Here is an 18111-nt window from a genome sequence, read left to right on the forward strand (position 1 = left end):
GGGCGCTATGGCCGCAATCCGAGCATGTCGCTCGCCGTCATTGCGGATATGCCGCCGTCGATGAGAATATCCTGTCCCTTGATCCAGCGGCTTTCCGGCGACGCCAGAAAACAGATCACGTCGGCGATCTCGTCCGGTTCTCCGGCCCGACCGGCACGGGCGACGGCTTTCTGCGCTCTCTCGCCGAAGGCGTTCAAAAAATCGTCGAGTATGCCGGTGGAGACGGCGGCCGGACTGACCGAGTTCATGCGAAGGTTCCGTGCGATCATGTCCTCGGTTCGGGCAATCGTCAGGGCAATGACGGCCTCCTTTGAAAGATTGTAGGCGCGGACCGCATCGATCTCCTGCGCGGCAACGAAGCCGGGCACGTCGTCCATCGTGCCGAGCGCCATCAGCGCCTTCACCTGTTCGATGTTGTCGCGCCACATGAAGCCGGCGCGAGACGCGGTGTTCACGATGGCCGCGTTCGGCGCCAGCTTGTCCAGCATGGCGTCAAGGAACAGGCGCAGTCCGACGAAATTCACCTTCAGGATAAGCGCCTCCAGGCCTTCCCGCGGCGGCAGGCCGGCATTGTTGATCAGCGCGTCGAAGGGGCCTTCGGCGGCCTCGGCCGCCGCTGAGATCGAACCGGCATCGCCAAGGTCCGTCTTGATCCAGCGGTCGACATTGTGCTGCGGTTCGTTCAGGTCGAAGGCGGTCACATGCGCGCCGCGCGCCTTCAGTTTGGCGGCAACCGATGCGCCGATCCCCGTTGCTCCACCCGTCAGTGCCACGCGCATGTCATTCCCCCTTTGTCTCTGCAATCATCGTCTTTGAAGTGAAGCATACGGTCATCGGTCGGGTAACCCTAAAGTGCTGTCGAAAGTGCAGGGCGCTATCGGCTGGTCTAACCAACCTCAACCACGACGATCTCCGGCGGCATTCCGAAGCGCAGGGGAAGACCGCTGCAACCCAGCCCGCCCGACACGATCAGGTGCCTGCTTCTCTCGGTGAAATGACCGTAGGCATAGCGCCGTCCGTGGCGCGACGGCACATAGGGCGGCCCCAGATAGGGAAAGCGGACCTGTCCGCCATGCGTGTGTCCGCTGAGCATCACGTCGATCCGGTCGGGGATCTCCGGAAACACGTCCGGCTCGTGGGCGAGCAGGACGACCGGTTCCGTGTCGCCGCGCACATGGGTCAGCGTGCCGGCGAGATCGTCCTCGCCACGGAAACGCTTGCGGCCCAGCTTCTCGGCCCGCTGCGAACCGAGCCCGGCGAGCCAGAAGCGCGCGCCGGCGGTTGTTCGCAACTTCACGGCCATATTCTGAAGGACGGCAATGCCCGCTTCTTCCAGATGGCGGCGTACGTCCGCGCCGCCCCGCCAGCAGTCGTGATTGCCGAGGACCGCGAACGTGCCGAGCGGCGCGGACAGACCGGACAGTGCTTCGCTCCAGTCCGTCATGGGCAGATCCGTCCAGCGGCCGAGGCGCTCCATGCCGCTGACATAATCGCCAAGGAGAACGACAAGATCGGGTTTGAGCGCGTTGGCCTGCTCGACGATGGCGCCGATGCGCGCCCGCGTCATCCACAGCCGGCACGCATGCAAATCGGCAAGCGCGACGACACGCAATCCCGTCAGATTGACATGCCGGAAGAACTCCAGCCGGTCGGAGCGGACGCGGTACCGCTTGATCCTCGGCTTTATCATTGGCGCGTAGCCGACAGCGTAGCCGCCCAGAGCACCGGCAACGGCGCTGCCGCCGATCAGCGTTTCAACGAGCATGGCGGAACTTCGTATTCATGCGGCCGCGAACCGGAACTTTGACCGGCAGGCGCGAAGGCGGGGACAGAACATGATTCAATGACGCAACAAAACTCCCTAACCGGTTTCAATGATTACGATTTCCGGCGGAACGCCGAAGCGGACCGGCAGCATGGAGCAGCCCAGCCCGGCCGAAACGACCAGTTGCCGGCCGTCTTCGACGATATGCCCCTGGGCATAACGCTGGCCGTAGCGGGACGGAACGACCGGTGCGCCGACGAATGGCAGCCGCACCTGTCCGCCATGGGTGTGGCCGCTCAATGTCAGATCGACACGGGGCTGGACTTCCGGAAAGATGTCAGGCTCGTGCGCAAGCAGGACAACGGCGCTGTCCTGATCGCCGATCTGGGCCATGGTGCCGGCAAGATCGTCCACGCCGCGGAAGCGGCCGCCGCCGATCGGGATTGCCAACTGGTCGCCCAGCCCGGCAAGCCAGAAACGGCCGCCCTCGGGACGCTCGATCATCGTGGCGGTATTTTCCAGCACCGGTATCCCGACGGACGTCAGATGGCCGGTTGCCGCGGGCGCATCCACCCACCAGTCGTGATTGCCCAGCACCGCGAACGTGCCGAGCGGCGCGTTCAGCTCGGCAAGGGCGGCGGCCCAGGACGCCATCGGAACGATGGCGCTCCGGAAACGCTTCAGGCCGGCGACGAAGTCTCCGAGCAGGACAATGAGGTCCGGTTGCAACGCGTTCGTCCGCCGGACGATATATGCGATGCGTGTGAGGGGCATCCACGGCTCGCAGGCGTGGAAATCCGCCAGGACCGCAATCCGCAGCGGTCGGCCCGATTCGTCGTTGAGCGCATCAAGGCGCGGCGTGCGGATCCGGTACCGCGTTTCGATCAGCCTGAATCGCGGTTCAAAACCAAAGGCATAACTGCCCATTGCGCCGGCGAGAACCACGCCGCCGGCCATTGCCTTCAGGAGCGATCGCCGTGAGATCATGCACAACCTCCTCTTCGTTCCCTAGAACTCAATGGTGTCCCGACGATGGCGCACAAAGGTGTGTGGATTTACAACCGGATGCGCGAATATCCGACGGTCAGTGCGAAATGTCAGCTTGCGCGACTTTGGAACATGCTCCTAGATCGGCGGCGCACAGGTTAAATGGTCACCACAGCTTAGAAAGGGATGTGCCATGCAAAGTCACGCGAGAGCCGTGGTCATCGGAGGCGGGGTCGTCGGCTGTTCGGTGCTCTTCCACCTGGCGCGGGCCGGCTGGAAGGATCTCCTCCTGATCGAGCGGTCCGAACTGACCTCCGGCTCGTCCTGGCACGCGGCGGGCGGCTTTCACACGCTGAACGGCGACCCCAATGTCGCCAAGCTCCAGGCCTACACGGTCTCGCTCTACGAAGAGCTCGAGCAACTCTCCGGCCAGCCTTGCGGCCTGCACCTGACCGGCGGTGTCATGATGGCCGATACCGAGGAGCGCATGAATTTCCTGCGCTATACGCACGCGATCGGCCGGGCGCTCGGCATGGAGACCGAGATCATCACGCCGTCCGAGGCAAAGGCCATGTTCCCCTTGATGGACGAGACCAATTTCGTCGGCGCGCTGTGGGATCCCGTCGAAGGCCATCTCGACCCGTCCGGCACTACCCATGCCTATGCCAAGGCGGCACAGAACCTCGGCGCGAAGATCGAGCTGCGCAATCCGGTGATCGAGATCACGCAGGATCCCGACGGCACATGGAATGTGGTCACCGAGAACGGCACGGTGAAAGCCGAGCATGTCGTCAACGCCGGCGGGCTGTGGGCGCGCGAGATCGGCCGCATGGTCGGTGTGGAACTGCCGGTCCTGGCGATGGAGCACATGTATCTGCTCACGGAGACCATGCCGGAAGTCCTTGAATTCAATGAATCGTCCGGGCGCGAGCTGGTCGGCGTCATCGACTTCAAGGGCGAGATCTATACACGGCAGGAGCGCGACGGGCTGCTGCTCGGAACCTATGAGAAGGCCTGCGTTCCCTGGTCGCCCGTCAAGACGCCCTGGGACTTCGGTCATGAACTGCTGCAGCCGGATCTCGACCGTATCGCGCCGTCGCTGGAGATCGGCTTCCGGCATTTTCCGGCCTTCGCCAATGCCGGCATCAAGCAGGTCATCAACGGCCCGTTCACATTCGCACCGGACGGGAACCCGCTCGTCGGGCCGGTGCAGGGACTGACGAATTTCTGGTCGGCCTGCGCCGTCATGGCCGGCTTCTCGCAGGGCGGTGGCGTCGGGCTCGCACTCGCCAACTGGATGGCCGACGGCGATCCGGGCCACGATATTTTCGGCATGGATGTCGCCCGCTACGGCGATTTCACCTCACTGCGCTATACCAACGCCAAGGTGCGGGAGAACTATTCGCGGCGCTTTTCCATCCGCTTCCCGAACGAGGAGCTGCCGGCGGCGCGGCCGCAGCAGACGACACCGCTCTACGATGTCATGGTGCGCGACAACAACGCCGTCATGGGCGACAGCTGGGGCCTGGAGACGCCGCTCTGGTTTGCCCCGGCGGGAACCGAGGCGCGGGACGAACTGTCCTTTCACCGCTCCAACGATTTCGAGCATGTCGGCAACGAGGTCCGCGCCGTCCGCGAGAGCGTCGGCGTCACCGAAATCGCCAACTTCGCCAAATACGAGGTGACGGGCGAGGGGGCCGAGGCCTGGCTGTCGCGGCTGATGACCAACACGATGCCGCGGACCGGGCGCCTCGTGCTCACACCGATGCTCAACGAGAACGGCAAGCTGATCGGCGACTTCACGATCGCAAAGGCCGACGGCAACCGTTTCATGGTCTGGGGATCGAGCGGCGCGCAGATCTATCACATGCGCTGGTTCGAGCGGCAATTGCCAAAAGACGGTTCGGTGCGCATCCACCGCTTCGGCCAGACGCTGGTCGGCCTGTCCATCGCCGGTCCGAATTCCCGCGCGGTGCTGGAGGCGCTGGCCGATATCGACGTCTCCAACGAGACATTCCGTTTCATGGACTACCGCGAGATGGACGTGGCCGGTTGCCCGTGCCGGGTCAACCGCATCAGCTATACCGGCGATCTCGGTTACGAAATCTGGATGGAGCCGGCCTATGAGCGCACCGTCTATCACGCGATCAAGTCGGCGGGCGCGGATCACGGCATCGCCGATTTCGGCATGCGGGCGCTGTTGTCGATGCGTCTTGAAAAGAATTTCCCGACCTGGATTGCGGAGCTGCGCCCGATCTACGGCCCCTTCGAGGGCTCCATGGAGCGGTTCATCAAACTGTTGAAGAACGACTTCGTCGGCCGGGATGCCGCAGCCAGGGAGCATGAACAGGGACCGAAATCGCGCCGTGTCTCGCTGATCATCGAAGCGGACGACACCGACGTCATGGGCGACGAGCCGATCTGGGCGCGGGTCGGCGACCGGGATTTCGGCCTCGTCGCTCCGCCGCACGGATACGGCGCCCCGCGGTTCGACGCCGGCGGTGCGGAAACGGCGAAGCCCGAACCGCAGCGCGACGGCGAATGGCGCGTCGTCGGCTGGGTGACATCCGGCGGCTACGGTCACCACGTGCAGATGTCGCTGGCGCAGGGCTATGTGCCGGCGGAACTTGCCGAAAACGGTGAAGAAGGCCTGTTCGAGGTCGAGATCCTCGGCCGGCGCTTTGCGGCGCGCATCGCCGTCGAGCCGCCTTTTGATCCGTCGGGCGCGCGCATGCGCGGGTAGTGATTGTGATGGTCGTGCGTCAATCGGTCGATTGAATTTCACGATTTTCTAATATATCAAGGTTCGGTCCGATCAACAGATTCCGCCTGCGGGCGGATTGAGACTCCGGAATTTGCAAGCGGTCCGGACCGTCAAAGACAGGCGGCCGTCTTTGCCCGACTCGTAAACCGGAAAGACAGGGAAGCAGATGAGCGTCAGCCAGACAGCAGGCACCACAGGCTCCGGCGATACACTGGGTCTTGCCCGGCGCAATGCTTTCATCCTTGCCGCCGCGAACGCCTTTCTCAGCGCCTGCGCGCCGATCGCCATCTCGCTTGGCGGCATTGTCGGCGACTACCTGCTCGACGAGGACAAGTCGCTGGCCACCGCGCCTGTGACCGGTTTCAACATCGGTATTGCGCTCGGCGCGCTGCCGGCGGCATGGCTGATGCGCCTGGTCGGACGTCGCTACGGCTTCATGGGCGGTGCTGTGATCAGCGGGATCGGCGGGCTGGTCGCGGCAATCGCCCTGTTCCGGCTCCACTTCTGGCTGTTTGCCGTGGGGCTGGTGATCATCGGTGTCGGGGGTGCCTTCGTCCAGCAGTTCCGATTCGCCGCGACCGACAACGCTCCCGAAAGCTTCAAGGCGCAAGCGATCTCCTGGGTGCTCGTCGGCGGGATATTTGCCGCCATCATCGGCCCGCAAATGGTGATCTTCGCGCGCGATCTCTTCGCGCCGGTGCAGTTCGCCGGGGCCTATGCGGCAGTCATCGGGCTTGCGATGATCGGCTTCGTGATCCTGTCGTTCCTGCGCATCCACGAAAACACGATATTGCTGGAGCATGAGAGCGAGGAGCCGGCGCGGCCGCTTCTCGAGATCATCAGCCAGCCGCGCTTCCTGACGGCGCTCGCCTGCGGTGTCGTTTCCTTCGCGCTGATGTCGTTCATGATGACCGGCGCGCCCCTTGCCATGATCGGCTGCGGCTATTCGACCGATATCGCCGCCCTCGGTATCCAGTGGCACGTGCTGGCCATGTTCGCGCCGAGCTTCTTTACCGGCAGGCTGATCGCCCGCTTCGGCCGTGAGACCATCGTGGCCACCGGACTGGTCATCCTCATCGGCTGCGCGGTCATTGCCAGCCTGGGGATCGAGTTGTGGAACTTCTGGCTGGCGCTGATCCTTCTCGGTGTCGGATGGAACTTCGGATTTATCGGCGCCACGGCCATGGTCACCGCCACCTACAGGCCGTCCGAGAAGAACAAGGTCCAGGGTGTGCACGACGTTATCCTGTTCAGCGCGGTCGCCTTCAGTTCGCTGATGGCCGGCCAGGTTCTCAATACGCTCGGCTGGGATGGAATCAACATGATCATGTGGCCCATCGCGCTCTCGTGTCTGCTTTTGCTGGGCCTTCAGGTGCGCAGCAATCGCAAAAACCGCGCGGCGACGCTCTGAATGGCGTCAAATATCCCACTTTCGGCTGAAAGCCGGTGGGATTCAGCAACAAATCCTTGACGGAAGGGGGTGCGATGGACAACATCCGCGCCGATGCGGCGGCCGGGTGGGGTTCCGGCCTTAAGCCGCGTGTCTTAACGGCCGGGAATTGGGGTTCCTGCCCGGCGAACTGGAGGGAATGGCATTGTCAATACTTTTTGCTGTCATCGCCTGTGGTCTGCTCTCAATCGTCTTCGCCATCTGGGCGACGCAGTCGGTGCTTGCCGCCGACCAGGGAAGTGAGCGGATGCAGGAGATCGCTGGCGCGATCCGCGAGGGTGCGCAGGCATATCTGAACCGTCAATATACGACCATTGCGATCGTCGGTGCAGTTGTTTTCATCATCACCTGGATTCTCCTTTCATCGCTTGCTGCGATTGGATTCCTTATCGGTGCGGTCCTGTCCGGAGCGGCCGGTTATATTGGCATGCACGTTTCCGTCCGGGCCAATGTGCGCACCGCGCAGGCGGCGTCCGACAGCCTGGCGGCCGGCCTTGATATCGCCTTCAAATCGGGTGCGATCACCGGCATGCTCGTTGCGGGCCTCGCCCTTCTCGGCGTGTCGATCTACTACTATGTCCTGACCGGGCCGATGGGCTACGGGGTCGCGGACCGCACGGTCATCGATGCGCTCGTGGCGCTGGGCTTCGGCGCCTCGCTGATTTCCATCTTCGCGCGTCTGGGCGGCGGCATCTTCACCAAGGGCGCCGATGTTGGCGGCGATCTCGTCGGCAAGGTCGAAGCCGGCATTCCGGAGGACGATCCGCGCAACCCGGCCACCATCGCCGACAATGTCGGTGACAATGTCGGCGACTGTGCCGGCATGGCTGCCGACCTTTTCGAGACCTACGCGGTCACCGTGGTTGCCACCATGGTCCTGGCAGCGATCTTCTTCGCCGGTTCGGCGGTGCTTGAATCGGTCATGATCTATCCGCTCGCCATCTGCGCGACCTGCATCATCACCTCCATCGTCGGCGTGTTCTTCGTCAAACTCGGCTCGAACGGCTCGATCATGGGGGCGCTGTACAAGGGTCTGATCGCGACCGGCATCCTGTCGATCGTCGGCCTGGCCATCGCCACGCAATTCACCATCGGATGGGGACCGGTTGGCGAGATGGGCTTCTCGGGTCTCAGCCTCTTCCTTTGCGGCATCGTCGGCCTGATCGTGACCGGGCTGATCGTCTGGATCACCGAGTACTACACCGGCACCGACAAGCGGCCGGTCAACTCGATCGCCCAGGCGTCGGTCACCGGCCACGGAACCAATGTCATCCAGGGTCTGGCCGTCTCGCTCGAGGCGACGGCGCTGCCGGCCATCGTCATCATTGCCGGCATCATCGCCACGTTCCAGCTCGGCGGCCTCTTCGGCATGGGCATCGCGGTGACGGCAATGCTCGGCATCGCCGGCATGATCGTCGCGCTCGACGCGTTCGGTCCCGTGACCGACAATGCCGGCGGCATCGCCGAAATGGCTGGACTGCCGGCCGAGGTCCGCAAGTCGACGGACGCGCTGGACGCGGTCGGCAACACGACCAAGGCCGTCACCAAGGGTTACGCGATCGGCTCCGCCGGTCTCGGCGCGCTGGTTCTGTTCGCAGCCTACTCGAACGACCTGGCATTCTTCGTCCAGGACGCGGCGAACTTCCCGTACTTCTCGGACGTCGGCGAGATCTCGTTCAGCCTGTCCAACCCGTATGTGGTGGCCGGCCTGATCTTCGGCGGCCTGATCCCGTATCTGTTCGGCGGCATCGCCATGACCGCCGTCGGCAGGGCAGGGGGCACGGTCGTGCAGGAAGTGCGCCGCCAGTTCCGTGAGAAGCCCGGCATCCTGGAAGGCACCGACCGGCCGGATTATGCCCGCGCGGTCGACCTTCTGACACGCGCGGCCATCAAGGAGATGATCATTCCGTCACTGCTGCCGGTGCTTGCGCCGCTGGTGGTCTATTTCGGCATCCTGTTCATCTCCGGCTCCAAGGCCGCGGCCTTTGCCGCCCTCGGCGCGACGCTGCTCGGCGTCATCGTCAATGGCCTCTTCGTCGCGGTCTCGATGACCTCCGGCGGCGGTGCCTGGGACAATGCCAAGAAGTCCTTCGAAGACGGCTACGTCGATGCCGACGGCATCCGGCACGAAAAGGGCAGCGAGGCGCACAAGGCGTCGGTGACCGGCGACACCGTCGGCGATCCCTACAAGGACACCGCCGGCCCCGCCGTGAACCCGGCCATCAAGATCACCAACATCGTGGCACTCCTGCTGCTCGCGGTGCTGGCACACTCCTGATCGGCTGTTTAAGCCCGAACAAATGAAAAACCCCGCGCCTGGCGCGGGGTTTTTTTATTTGTCTGTCGATCGGGTAATTCCGGAACTAACGGAGCCGTCTCCCGGACCGGTCTTGCTCTAGTTCCCGCCGCCCTGGCCGCCGGTCAGGATATCCTGAGCCCGTGCCTGGCCGGAGGCGCTGACGTTGGACAGGGCACGGCTCAGGAAGGTCTCTTCCTTGCCGCCCGTCGGCGTCGTCCTGCGGATCGTATCGAACACCTTGCCGTCCTTCAGCGTGTAGTTGGCGATGTTCGTGACCGTGCTCTCGTCGTCAAAATAGACCGCCAGTATGGACTGCTCCACCAGCCTCGGTTTCAGGAACATCGCCGAGCGTACGCGCTTCTGGGAGATGTAGTAGAACGCCTCCTGGCCGTAGTCGCCCTTGGTGGTCGGAGAGCCGAGTGAGAGCAGGACCTGTTCCTTGCTCGATCCGGGCGGAACGAGTTCCAGCGTCTGGTCGTCCACCACGTAGCCCTGCGTGAATACTTCGGTCGTGCTGCTGCAGCCCGCCGTAAGGCCGGCCGACAGGAGAAGAACCGTTGTCCCGGCAACAATACTGCGTCGACCCGAGTTGAAAATCTGCCGCTTCAACAATATCTCCCCTTCCAGTCGAAGGTCCCCGAGCAAGTTCAGACCGACTTGCTCCAACCATTGCTTTTCCCGCCTGCTTCGGTAAACCAGCGGCGCTATGGATGCAACCGGCCGGTTCGATTGTCCGCATCCAATGACGCAATGCGGTGCCAAAAATATGGCAGCAGAGGTAAATTATGGTCTTCGGGTATTTTAGCCGAAAACGCAAAAATCGGGAAATCGTGGACCGGCTTTACCGGCAGTTGACCGAAATCGCCAGGAATCCGGACTATTATGCCCACATGCACGTTCCGGACACCGTGATGGGACGTTTCGAGATGCTCAGCATCGTCATGGTGCTTTTCTTTCGCAGGGCCGATGGCGGCGGCCCGGCGCTGAAGCAATTGTCCCAGGACGTCGTCGACGCGTTCTTTGAGGACATGGATCACTCGCTGCGCGAACTGGGCATCGGCGACCACTCGGTTCCCAAGCGCATGAAAAGACTGGCCCGCATGTTCTACGGGCGCGCCAAATCCGTTGGCACGGCCCTCAACGAGGGCGATGCCGATGAACTGGCGCGTGCCCTTTGTCGCAACATGTATCCGCAGGACAGGAAGCCCGAGGCGGACGGCCAGATGGTCGGCGCGGGCGACCTGACAACTTTGGCGGAGGCGGTCATGCGGATGGAGGCAGATTTCTCCGGTTTCAACGAAGCCGACCTGCTGGCCGGTGTCCTCTTCCGGGACAATGAATCGATTTCGCAGGAAAGACGAACACATGACTGAAAACAATAAGGAAACGTTCAGCTATCGCGTCAATGTCGGACATCTTTCCGCAAACCCTGTCACGGTCCGTCTCGAGGCCGATCCGGGCGAGCGGCTTGCAATGGCCGAACGCTGGGGCGTGACACGGGTCGACGCCGTGACTGCAGAACTGGAGCTTGTTCGCTGGAAGCGGGACGGAGTCCGCGTAAAGGGCAGGGTGCGCGCCGAAATCGAGCAGAGCTGCATCGTTACGCTCGAACCCGTCATGGCGACGATCGACGAAGCCGTCGAGGCCCTGTTCGTTCCGGAAGGATCGAAGCTCGCCCGCATTGCGACCGACGAGAACGGCGAGATCGTATTCGACGCCGAAGGTCCCGACATTCCGGAATCGTTTCACGGCGATTCAATCGACGTCGGAGCGGTGTGCGAGGAATTCATCGTATTGGCAATCGATCCTTATCCGCGTAAAGAGGGCGCGGTTCTCGAATCCCCAGGCGATCCGCAGCAAGCCGAAGACACACCGTCGCCGTTCGCCGGTCTCAAGAGCTGGAAGCGACATTAAATGGGACTTTGCTGCCAGCGCCCGACCGCAGTGATTGCCCATGAAACATTGGACACCAACCGCGCCGCAAGACAATTCAGTTGTAAGCCAGCCCAAAACGAGTATTTTCAGCGCGCCGGAGAGAAGGCTGCCGTCGCAGGAGCGGGCAGCACGATGAGGGACTATTAGATTGATCACTGTGTCAGTGGATGTGATGGGAGGCGATTTCGGTCCGGAAGTGGCCATTCCAGGACTCGCCAAATCTCTCGACCGGTACCCTGATCTGCGTTTCCAGCTCTTTGGAATCGAGGACAAGTGCGTGCCGTTCCTCGACCAGTTCCCGAAACTGAAGAATGCCAGCGAGTTCTTCCATTGCGACGTCGCCGTGCGCATGGATGACAAGCCGAGCAAGGCGCTGCGCCACGGCCGCTGGCGTTCGTCCATGTGGCGTTCGATCGAGGCGGTCAAGAACGGCGAGGCCGATGTCTGCGTATCCGCCGGCAATACTGGCGCGCTGATGGCCATGGCCCGGTTCTGCCTTCGCACGATGGCTAATATCGAGCGCCCGGCGATCGCCGCCATCTGGCCGACCTTGCGCGGCGAGAGCATTGTGCTTGACGTCGGCGCGACGGTCGGCGCTGATGCCCAGCAGCTCATCGACTTTTCCATGATGGGTGCGGCCATGGCGCGCGCACTGTTTGAAATCGACCGCCCGACCGTCGGGCTGCTGAATATCGGCGTCGAGGAGATCAAGGGGCAGGAAGAGGTGAAGGAAGCCGGCCGGATCCTGAAGGTCAGCGAGCTGCCGGGCATGCATTATCGCGGCTTCGTCGAGGGAGACGATCTCGGCAAGGGAACGGTCGATGTTGTGGTGACGGAGGGATTTTCCGGCAATATCGCGCTGAAGGCCGCCGAGGGCACGGCCCGGCAAATCGGCGAATATCTGCGCGCCGCCATGAACCGGACCTGGCTGGCGCGCATCGGCTATCTCATGGCCAAAAGCGCATTCGACCGGTTGCGTGAAAAGATGGATCCGAACAAGGTCAATGGCGGTGTTTTCCTTGGCCTCAACGGAATTGTCATCAAGAGCCACGGCGGCACCGATGCCGACGGTTTCGCGGCGGCGGTCGACGTAGCCCATGACATGGCGCGCAATAACCTTATTTCCAAGATTGAAGATGATCTAAAGCTCTTTCACGCAAGAATGCCAGTCAACGGTGAACTCGTGGAAGAGAATCAGGGGTGAGAATGATCCGATCTGTCGTGCGTGGTTACGGCTCTTGTCTGCCCAGGCGGGTGGTGACCAACAAGGAACTCGAAGGCGTCATCGATACGACCGACGAATGGATAATTCAAAGGACCGGTATCCGGCAGCGCTACGTCGCGGCGGACGACGAAACCACCTGCTCTCTGGGCGAGGGTGCGGCGCGGGCGGCGCTTGAGAAGGCCGGCCTCACGCCCGATGACATCGACCTCATAATCGTTGCCACCTCGACACCGGACAACACCTTCCCGGCCGCGGCGGTCGACATACAGAACCGTCTCGGCATGCGCCACGGCGCGGCATTCGATGTGCAGGCCGTGTGCACCGGGTTCGTCTATGCGCTGACCACGGCGGACGCCTATCTTCGCGGCGGACTGGCCAAGCGCGCGCTGGTCATCGGTTCGGAGACCTTTTCGAGGATCCTCGACTGGACAGACCGCACGACCTGCGTGCTGTTCGGAGACGGCGCCGGCGCCATTGTTCTGGAGGCGGTCGAGTCATCCGGCGGTCTCGGGGACAGGGGCGTGCTTGCATCCAAGCTGCGTTCCGACGGCTGCCACAAGGACAAGCTCTATGTCGATGGCGGACCGTCATCCACGCAGACCGTCGGGCATTTGCGCATGCAGGGCCGAGAGGTGTTCAAGCACGCCGTTGGCATGATCACCGACGTCATTGAATCGGTGTTCGATGCCACCGGCATGAGCGCCGATGACATCGACTGGTTCGTGCCGCACCAGGCCAACAAGCGCATCATCGACGCGTCGGCCCGCAAGCTGGGCATCGACCCGGAAAAGGTCGTCATTACGGTTGAGCGGTACGGCAACACCTCGGCCGCGTCGATACCGCTGGCGTTGGTCGATGCTCTCGAGGACGGCCGCATCAAGCAGAACGACATTGTGCTGCTGGAAGCCATGGGCGGCGGCTTCACGTGGGGGGCGGTGATGGTGCGCTGGTAGCACTGTGACAAAAAAAGCACGATTTTCATATGCTTGGGATGCGGCGCAACATAATCACGTCTTGACCGGGCCTGCTAACGACAATACTGTTTGAGGCCTGCGGGTGTCGCCCGATAAAAAATACGGGGATGGTTGAAATTCAATGGGTGGAAAGACGGTCACGAGAGCGGATCTGGCGGAAGCGGTATTCCGCAAGGTTGGACTTTCAAGAACCGAATCTGCCTCCCTCGTCGAAATGGTCATAGACGAGATTTGCAATGCCATTGTCCGCGGCGAAAGCGTCAAGCTTTCCTCTTTCGCGACATTCCAGATCAGGGACAAGAACGAGCGAATCGGCCGCAATCCGAAGACCGGCGAGGAGGTTCCGATCTCGCCCAGGCGCGTGATGACATTCAAAGCATCGAACGTTCTGAAGAAACGTGTGCTCGATGCGCACGTGAAGCGCAAGAACTCCGGTAAACTCTAGATCAATCCACACACTTTGCATCAACGGCGCTTGCATGTTTTGCCCGCGCGCGGTGCAATGCGACTCAATACTGCCGCAATCGCAGAGCTTGCTGGGAGATGGCTTGCGGCAGGGTGGCGGCGGCTTGCTACTGTTTGTGGGATTTCAGGAGAATGGACAAAAGCCCGGACGCATTTCGTACCATCAGTGAAGTGGCGGATGAACTCGATTTGCCGCAGCACGTGTTGCGTTTTTGGGAGACTCGCTTCAATCAGATCAAACCGATGAAGCGCGGTGGCGGCCGCCGTTACTATCGACCGGACGACATAGATCTTCTCAAGGGAATCCGCCACCTGCTCTACGACCACGGCTACACGATCAAGGGCGTCCAGAAACTGCTCAAGCAGAACGGATCGAAATTCGCCGTTGCCATCGGTTCGGGAGAGGTGACGGCTGCCGAGGCCCTGGCGTCATTCAACAAGTCCGAGGCCACGGAAAAGCCTGCAACCGTCAATGGCGACGACGGTGGCTTCGACAATGACCAGATTGTCGGACACGCCAAGGTGCCGGGCGATCGCGGCCAACCGCGCGGCATCGTCGGTGTCGCAGGAGCACAGGCAGGCGGCGGGCAGGGCGGGTCCGCTTTGTCGAAGGAGGACAAGGAGCTCCTCCAGGAAGCGCTCTACGATCTGCTTGAGTGCAAGCGGCTACTGGACCAGGTTCGCTGATCCGCAAAGCCGGTTGCGGAGCACACTGTTTTCATTGGATAATTGCCGCATTGCCGGGACTCGCCTTTGCGTTGGCCGGTCTCGCAACCTACATACGGTCCGCCACGGTGCAATGAAACAGGGGAACTCCGCGTGAGATTATTCAGAGGTGCCGGCCGCGTCAGCCTGACAGTCCTGCTCTCGACCGCCATCGGCACGCTCATTCTCGTGTCCGTCGGCACCGTGCTGTTCATCACCGCCACCGCCAACTTGAAGAATACAGTCGAACTTCTGCGCGAGGCGGGGGCGTTGACCATGTCGAACCTCGAGACCCGTTTGCGCGATTATCTGGAACCCGCCGAGGAACTGGCGGACTATTTTGTCTACCTGGTCGAGACCGGCAAGATCGACCTGTCGAACAAGCAGCAGCTTCGCGACACACTGCTCGGTTCGCTCGGTCCCTCGCCGCAGGTTTCCGGCGTGATCATCTGGGACAAGGACCGCGTGCCGGTGGTGGCGCTCGAGGATGTCGACGGTGCGGTGACCCCGGTTCCGCCCGCCTCGCAAGACGACCTTGCACTGACGGAGGCGACCGCACCGAAGCAGCCGACCTGGAGCGCTCCGGTCGCCATCGACGGAACGACCTATATCAACCTGCAGACCGCGCTCTACCGGAACGGCGAATATGTCGGCGCGTTCGCTACCGGCATTGACGTCGCCAATCTGTCGAAGCTTGTCGACGAGGCGAGCGGTGCGCTCGGCATGACCGCGTTCATCCTGTACGGAAACCAGCACGTGCTTGCCCATCCGCGCATGCAGGAACTGGCGCCGCGCTCTCGGCTGGACAGGATCCTCAACCTCCTTTTCCTGGAGGGGTTTGCCGACCGGATCCTCGCGGCCTTTCCCAGGCGGGAAACGGATATGCCGCAAGCCGGCCGCGATTTCGAGAACGCCATCGTCGAATACGGCGAACAGGGCTATCTGTTCCTGACCAAGGAAGTCTCCGGCTACAGCCCGCAACCGTGGAGGATCGGCGTCTACGCCAATGTCGCCGACATCGGCGATCAGTTCATCCGGCTCCTGGGATCGACGGCGGTAGCCTTCCTGGTGCTCATCGTCGCCATTGTGCTGGGCATCCTTCTGGCGCGGTACCTGGCGCGGCCGATCGTCCAGCTGTCGAAGGCGGAGGCGCAGGTGGGCGATCTCGAACTCGGGAACATCCAGATCCCGGGCGGTTCCTTCATCCGTGAGATCAACAACCAGATCCTCGCCTTCAATCGCATGGTCGACGGGCTGCGCACCTTTGAGACCTACGTGCCGCGGGCGCTTGTCCGCCGCATCATCTCGCAAGGCGGGTCCGGTGCCGTCACCTCGACGGAAAGCGACCTGGCGCTGATGTTCACCGACATTATCGGCTTCACGAAAATGTCCGAGAACATGGCGCCGGGAGAGGTGGCCAAGTTTCTCAATGACCATTTCGCCATCGTCAACGAGTGCATCGAGGCCGAGGGCGGGACGATCGACAAATATATCGGCGACGCGGCGATGGCTTTCTGGGGCGCACCGGACGCGCAGAGCGATCAGGCTACGCGCGCCTGCCGCGCGGCGCTTGCCATAAAGCGAAGGATGGAAGAGGCGGCCAAGACCCATGCGGGCCCGGACCTTCGGGTCAAAGTCTCGCTGCACACCGGCCCGCTGATCGTCGGCAACATCGGTGCGCCGGGGCGCATAAACTACACAGTCGTCGGCGACACCGTAAACACAGGAAGCCGCATCGAAGATCTCTGCGACAGCGTCGATGACGGTGCTCGCGCCATCATCCTCGTCAGCGAACAGATCGTCGCCGAGGCCGGCGCCGGGTTTGAGTTCACCCCGGTGGGCAACTTCGCGGTCAAGGGCAAGTCCAAGCCGGTCGAGGTGTATCGGCTCGTCGGCGAAAAATCGCCGCCGGCGGATGTCTCCCCGGCGGTCGCCGAAACGGCGAAACAGGTCTGACCGGTCAATGCCTGACGATAAGACCATTGCCGCCTACGATCTGCGCGTCGACGACTATGTCCGCCTGACGAAGCGCACCCGGCCGCATGCGACATTGACGCAGTTTATCGCGCGCGTGCGGCCGAATGGCCGCGTCCTCGATCTTGGCTGCGGCCCGGCTAATGCAGCGGCCGTCATGCGCGACCACGGCCTGCAGGTGGACGCGGTCGACGCGTCCGCGGAAATGGTGCGGCTCGCCAACGCGACCCATGATATCGGCGCCAGGGTCGCGACGTTCGAAACAATCGATGTTGTTGATGCCTATGACGGCGTATGGGCGAATTTCAGCCTGCTGCACGCGCCTCCGGCCGACTTCCCGCGCCATCTTCGCGCGCTTCACCGCGCTTTGGTTTCCGGCGGGATATTCCACATCGGCATGAAGCTGGGCAGCGGCGAGGCGCGGGACCGCCTTGACCGCTACTATGCCTATTATTCGCAGGACGAACTGTCGGGCCATCTCACGGACGCCGGATTCCTCGTCAACCGGATCGTCACCGGCGAAGATCCGGGACTGGCGGGCAATGTCGAACCGTGGATTGCCCTGACCGCTACGGCAAGGGCCGGTTAGCGCAGGCCCATGAGATTGGCGACCAGTGCCGTTTCTTCCCGCTTGAGGCGTTCAGCGAGCTGATGCGCCTTGTCTTCCTCGTGTTCGAAGTGCGAGCCGACAATATGCGCGCAGCGCTGCGACGCGCTGACCGCGGCATCGACGACGGCCTTTTCGACGATCTTCGCGATCGCGGTCCGGTCCGCCTCGGAAAGGGACGGCGCTGCCGCGCTGATTTCGTCGACCGCCTTCATTGCTATGGCTTTAAGGGGCATGTATTCCTCGGTGTTTTGTTGATCTGATGCGTGTGGCGATTTTATCAAAGGCGCCTTGCGGCGCAAATCGGCCGGCAAAGGCGCGCAGGCAGCGTCCGCTAGGGGTTCCCCCTGATATCCCATTGCCTGAGGCCGGGCTCCGTCCCGTCGCAGGCCTGCAGCAGCAGGTCGCGTGACATGAACGGTCCGGCCGACCGGCTTTCGGCGCCGGCCGAAAGACACAGTTCCGTGCTGCCCCCCGGGTGGAACGCCTTCGTTGCGTCGACGTATTCAAATCGCTGCAGAGGGCTGTCTGAACAATCCAGCAATGCCAGCCCGACGCCCGCTGCCGGTGCCGACAGGAGCTCGGCACACTTGTTCTCGTATGCCGCCGATTTGATTTGTCCGGACACGACGTCAAAAGAGAATTGCACGTCACCGCCGGCCGGTTTGCATGAGTGGGCGTGCAGGCGGTCGGAAAAACCGCGCCCGACCGTGTCGATGCAATAGCCGAGGCGGTCCTTCTCATCCAGGTTGTCAGCAAGGTGGATCACCGGTGCGGGGGTGCGCAGATCGGGCGGCGCGGAATGGGCGACGGGCGGCAGCGCAAACAGGGCCGCTAGCGCAATGGTCGTTTGGGTGCTGGTAGGTGACATGGAAGCTCCTTCAGCAATCTATGCCCCGAAAGTGTGTACGGGCGGCAGGGTTTTCATCCCTCAGGCGCCGCCTCTAATACGAATTGCCTA

17 protein-coding genes are annotated in these 18111 nt (G+C 62.5%); 11 read left to right on the forward strand and 6 right to left on the reverse strand.

Features of this window, described 5'->3' with window-relative positions; all coding sequences use genetic code 11:
- Positions 1-5 precede the first annotated feature (5 nt).
- The 3 genes from E4M07_RS13155 to E4M07_RS13165 all read right to left on the reverse strand — a co-directional run bounded on the left by E4M07_RS13155 (position 6) and on the right by E4M07_RS13165 (position 2752).
- A complete protein-coding gene (locus E4M07_RS13155; protein WP_136658804.1) occupies positions 6-779 on the reverse strand; it encodes an SDR family oxidoreductase in 774 nt (257 codons plus the stop codon).
- Between the two features lie 107 nt (positions 780-886).
- Entirely contained in the window at positions 887-1765 is an 879-nt protein-coding gene (locus tag E4M07_RS13160) for a metallophosphoesterase (protein WP_136658805.1), read from the reverse strand.
- Positions 1766-1861: 96 nt separating this feature from the next.
- Entirely contained in the window at positions 1862-2752 is an 891-nt protein-coding gene (locus tag E4M07_RS13165) for a metallophosphoesterase (protein ID WP_136658806.1), read from the reverse strand.
- A 193-nt stretch (positions 2753-2945) separates the two neighbouring features.
- Between E4M07_RS13165 and E4M07_RS13170 the strand changes: the two genes are divergently transcribed.
- The 3 genes from E4M07_RS13170 (at position 2946) to E4M07_RS13180 (ending at position 9244) form a co-directional block, all read left to right on the forward strand.
- A complete protein-coding gene (locus E4M07_RS13170; RefSeq protein ID WP_136658807.1) occupies positions 2946-5495 on the forward strand; it encodes an FAD-dependent oxidoreductase in 2550 nt (849 codons plus the stop codon).
- Positions 5496-5682: 187 nt separating this feature from the next.
- A complete protein-coding gene (locus E4M07_RS13175) occupies positions 5683-6927 on the forward strand; it encodes an MFS transporter (RefSeq protein WP_136658808.1) in 1245 nt (414 codons plus the stop codon).
- A gap of 184 nt (positions 6928-7111) precedes the next feature.
- Complete coding sequence (locus E4M07_RS13180) at positions 7112-9244, forward strand: sodium-translocating pyrophosphatase (RefSeq protein WP_136658809.1); 2133 nt, start codon at positions 7112-7114, stop codon at positions 9242-9244.
- A gap of 117 nt (positions 9245-9361) precedes the next feature.
- Here E4M07_RS13180 and E4M07_RS13185 read toward each other — a convergent pair whose 3' ends face one another.
- Positions 9362-9811, reverse strand: coding sequence for an outer membrane protein assembly factor BamE (locus E4M07_RS13185; protein WP_246660466.1), 450 nt, complete (start codon positions 9809-9811; stop codon positions 9362-9364).
- 284 nt (positions 9812-10095) lie between these two features.
- Between E4M07_RS13185 and E4M07_RS13190 the strand changes: the two genes are divergently transcribed.
- The 8 genes from E4M07_RS13190 to E4M07_RS13225 all read left to right on the forward strand — a co-directional run bounded on the left by E4M07_RS13190 (position 10096) and on the right by E4M07_RS13225 (position 17132).
- Complete coding sequence (locus E4M07_RS13190; RefSeq protein ID WP_246660445.1) at positions 10096-10638, forward strand: ubiquinol-cytochrome C chaperone family protein; 543 nt, start codon at positions 10096-10098, stop codon at positions 10636-10638.
- Complete coding sequence (locus E4M07_RS13195; protein WP_136658811.1) at positions 10631-11179, forward strand: DUF177 domain-containing protein; 549 nt, start codon at positions 10631-10633, stop codon at positions 11177-11179. Before E4M07_RS13190 ends, E4M07_RS13195 begins: the two co-directional genes overlap by 8 nt.
- Positions 11180-11348: 169 nt before the next feature.
- A complete protein-coding gene (gene plsX, locus E4M07_RS13200; RefSeq protein ID WP_136658812.1) occupies positions 11349-12404 on the forward strand; it encodes a phosphate acyltransferase PlsX in 1056 nt (351 codons plus the stop codon).
- 2 nt (positions 12405-12406) lie between these two features.
- Positions 12407-13378 (forward strand): beta-ketoacyl-ACP synthase III, encoded by a 972-nt coding sequence (locus E4M07_RS13205; RefSeq protein ID WP_136658813.1) that lies wholly within the window; start codon positions 12407-12409, stop codon positions 13376-13378.
- A 142-nt stretch (positions 13379-13520) separates the two neighbouring features.
- Complete coding sequence (locus tag E4M07_RS13210; protein WP_136658814.1) at positions 13521-13844, forward strand: integration host factor subunit alpha; 324 nt, start codon at positions 13521-13523, stop codon at positions 13842-13844.
- Between the two features lie 152 nt (positions 13845-13996).
- Positions 13997-14551, forward strand: coding sequence for a MerR family transcriptional regulator (locus tag E4M07_RS13215; protein WP_136658815.1), 555 nt, complete (start codon positions 13997-13999; stop codon positions 14549-14551).
- A 132-nt stretch (positions 14552-14683) separates the two neighbouring features.
- Positions 14684-16525 carry an adenylate/guanylate cyclase domain-containing protein gene (locus tag E4M07_RS13220; protein ID WP_136658816.1) on the forward strand — a complete coding sequence of 614 codons (1842 nt, stop codon included), beginning with the start codon at positions 14684-14686 and terminating at the stop codon, positions 16523-16525.
- A gap of 7 nt (positions 16526-16532) precedes the next feature.
- Positions 16533-17132: a class I SAM-dependent methyltransferase gene (locus E4M07_RS13225; protein ID WP_136658817.1), complete on the forward strand. Its 600-nt coding sequence runs from the start codon at positions 16533-16535 to the stop codon at positions 17130-17132.
- On the opposite strand, the gene E4M07_RS13230 is transcribed toward E4M07_RS13225, so the two are convergent.
- Entirely contained in the window at positions 17129-17386 is a 258-nt protein-coding gene (locus E4M07_RS13230) for a hypothetical protein (RefSeq protein ID WP_136658818.1), read from the reverse strand. The genes E4M07_RS13225 and E4M07_RS13230 overlap by 4 nt on opposite strands.
- 98 nt (positions 17387-17484) lie before the next feature.
- Positions 17485-18021: a ricin-type beta-trefoil lectin domain protein gene (locus E4M07_RS13235; protein WP_136658819.1), complete on the reverse strand. Its 537-nt coding sequence runs from the start codon at positions 18019-18021 to the stop codon at positions 17485-17487.
- Between the last annotated feature and the right edge of the window lie 90 nt (positions 18022-18111).

This window comes from Nitratireductor sp. XY-223 (assembly GCF_004959855.1).
Lineage (GTDB): Bacteria > Pseudomonadota > Alphaproteobacteria > Rhizobiales > Rhizobiaceae > Hoeflea_A.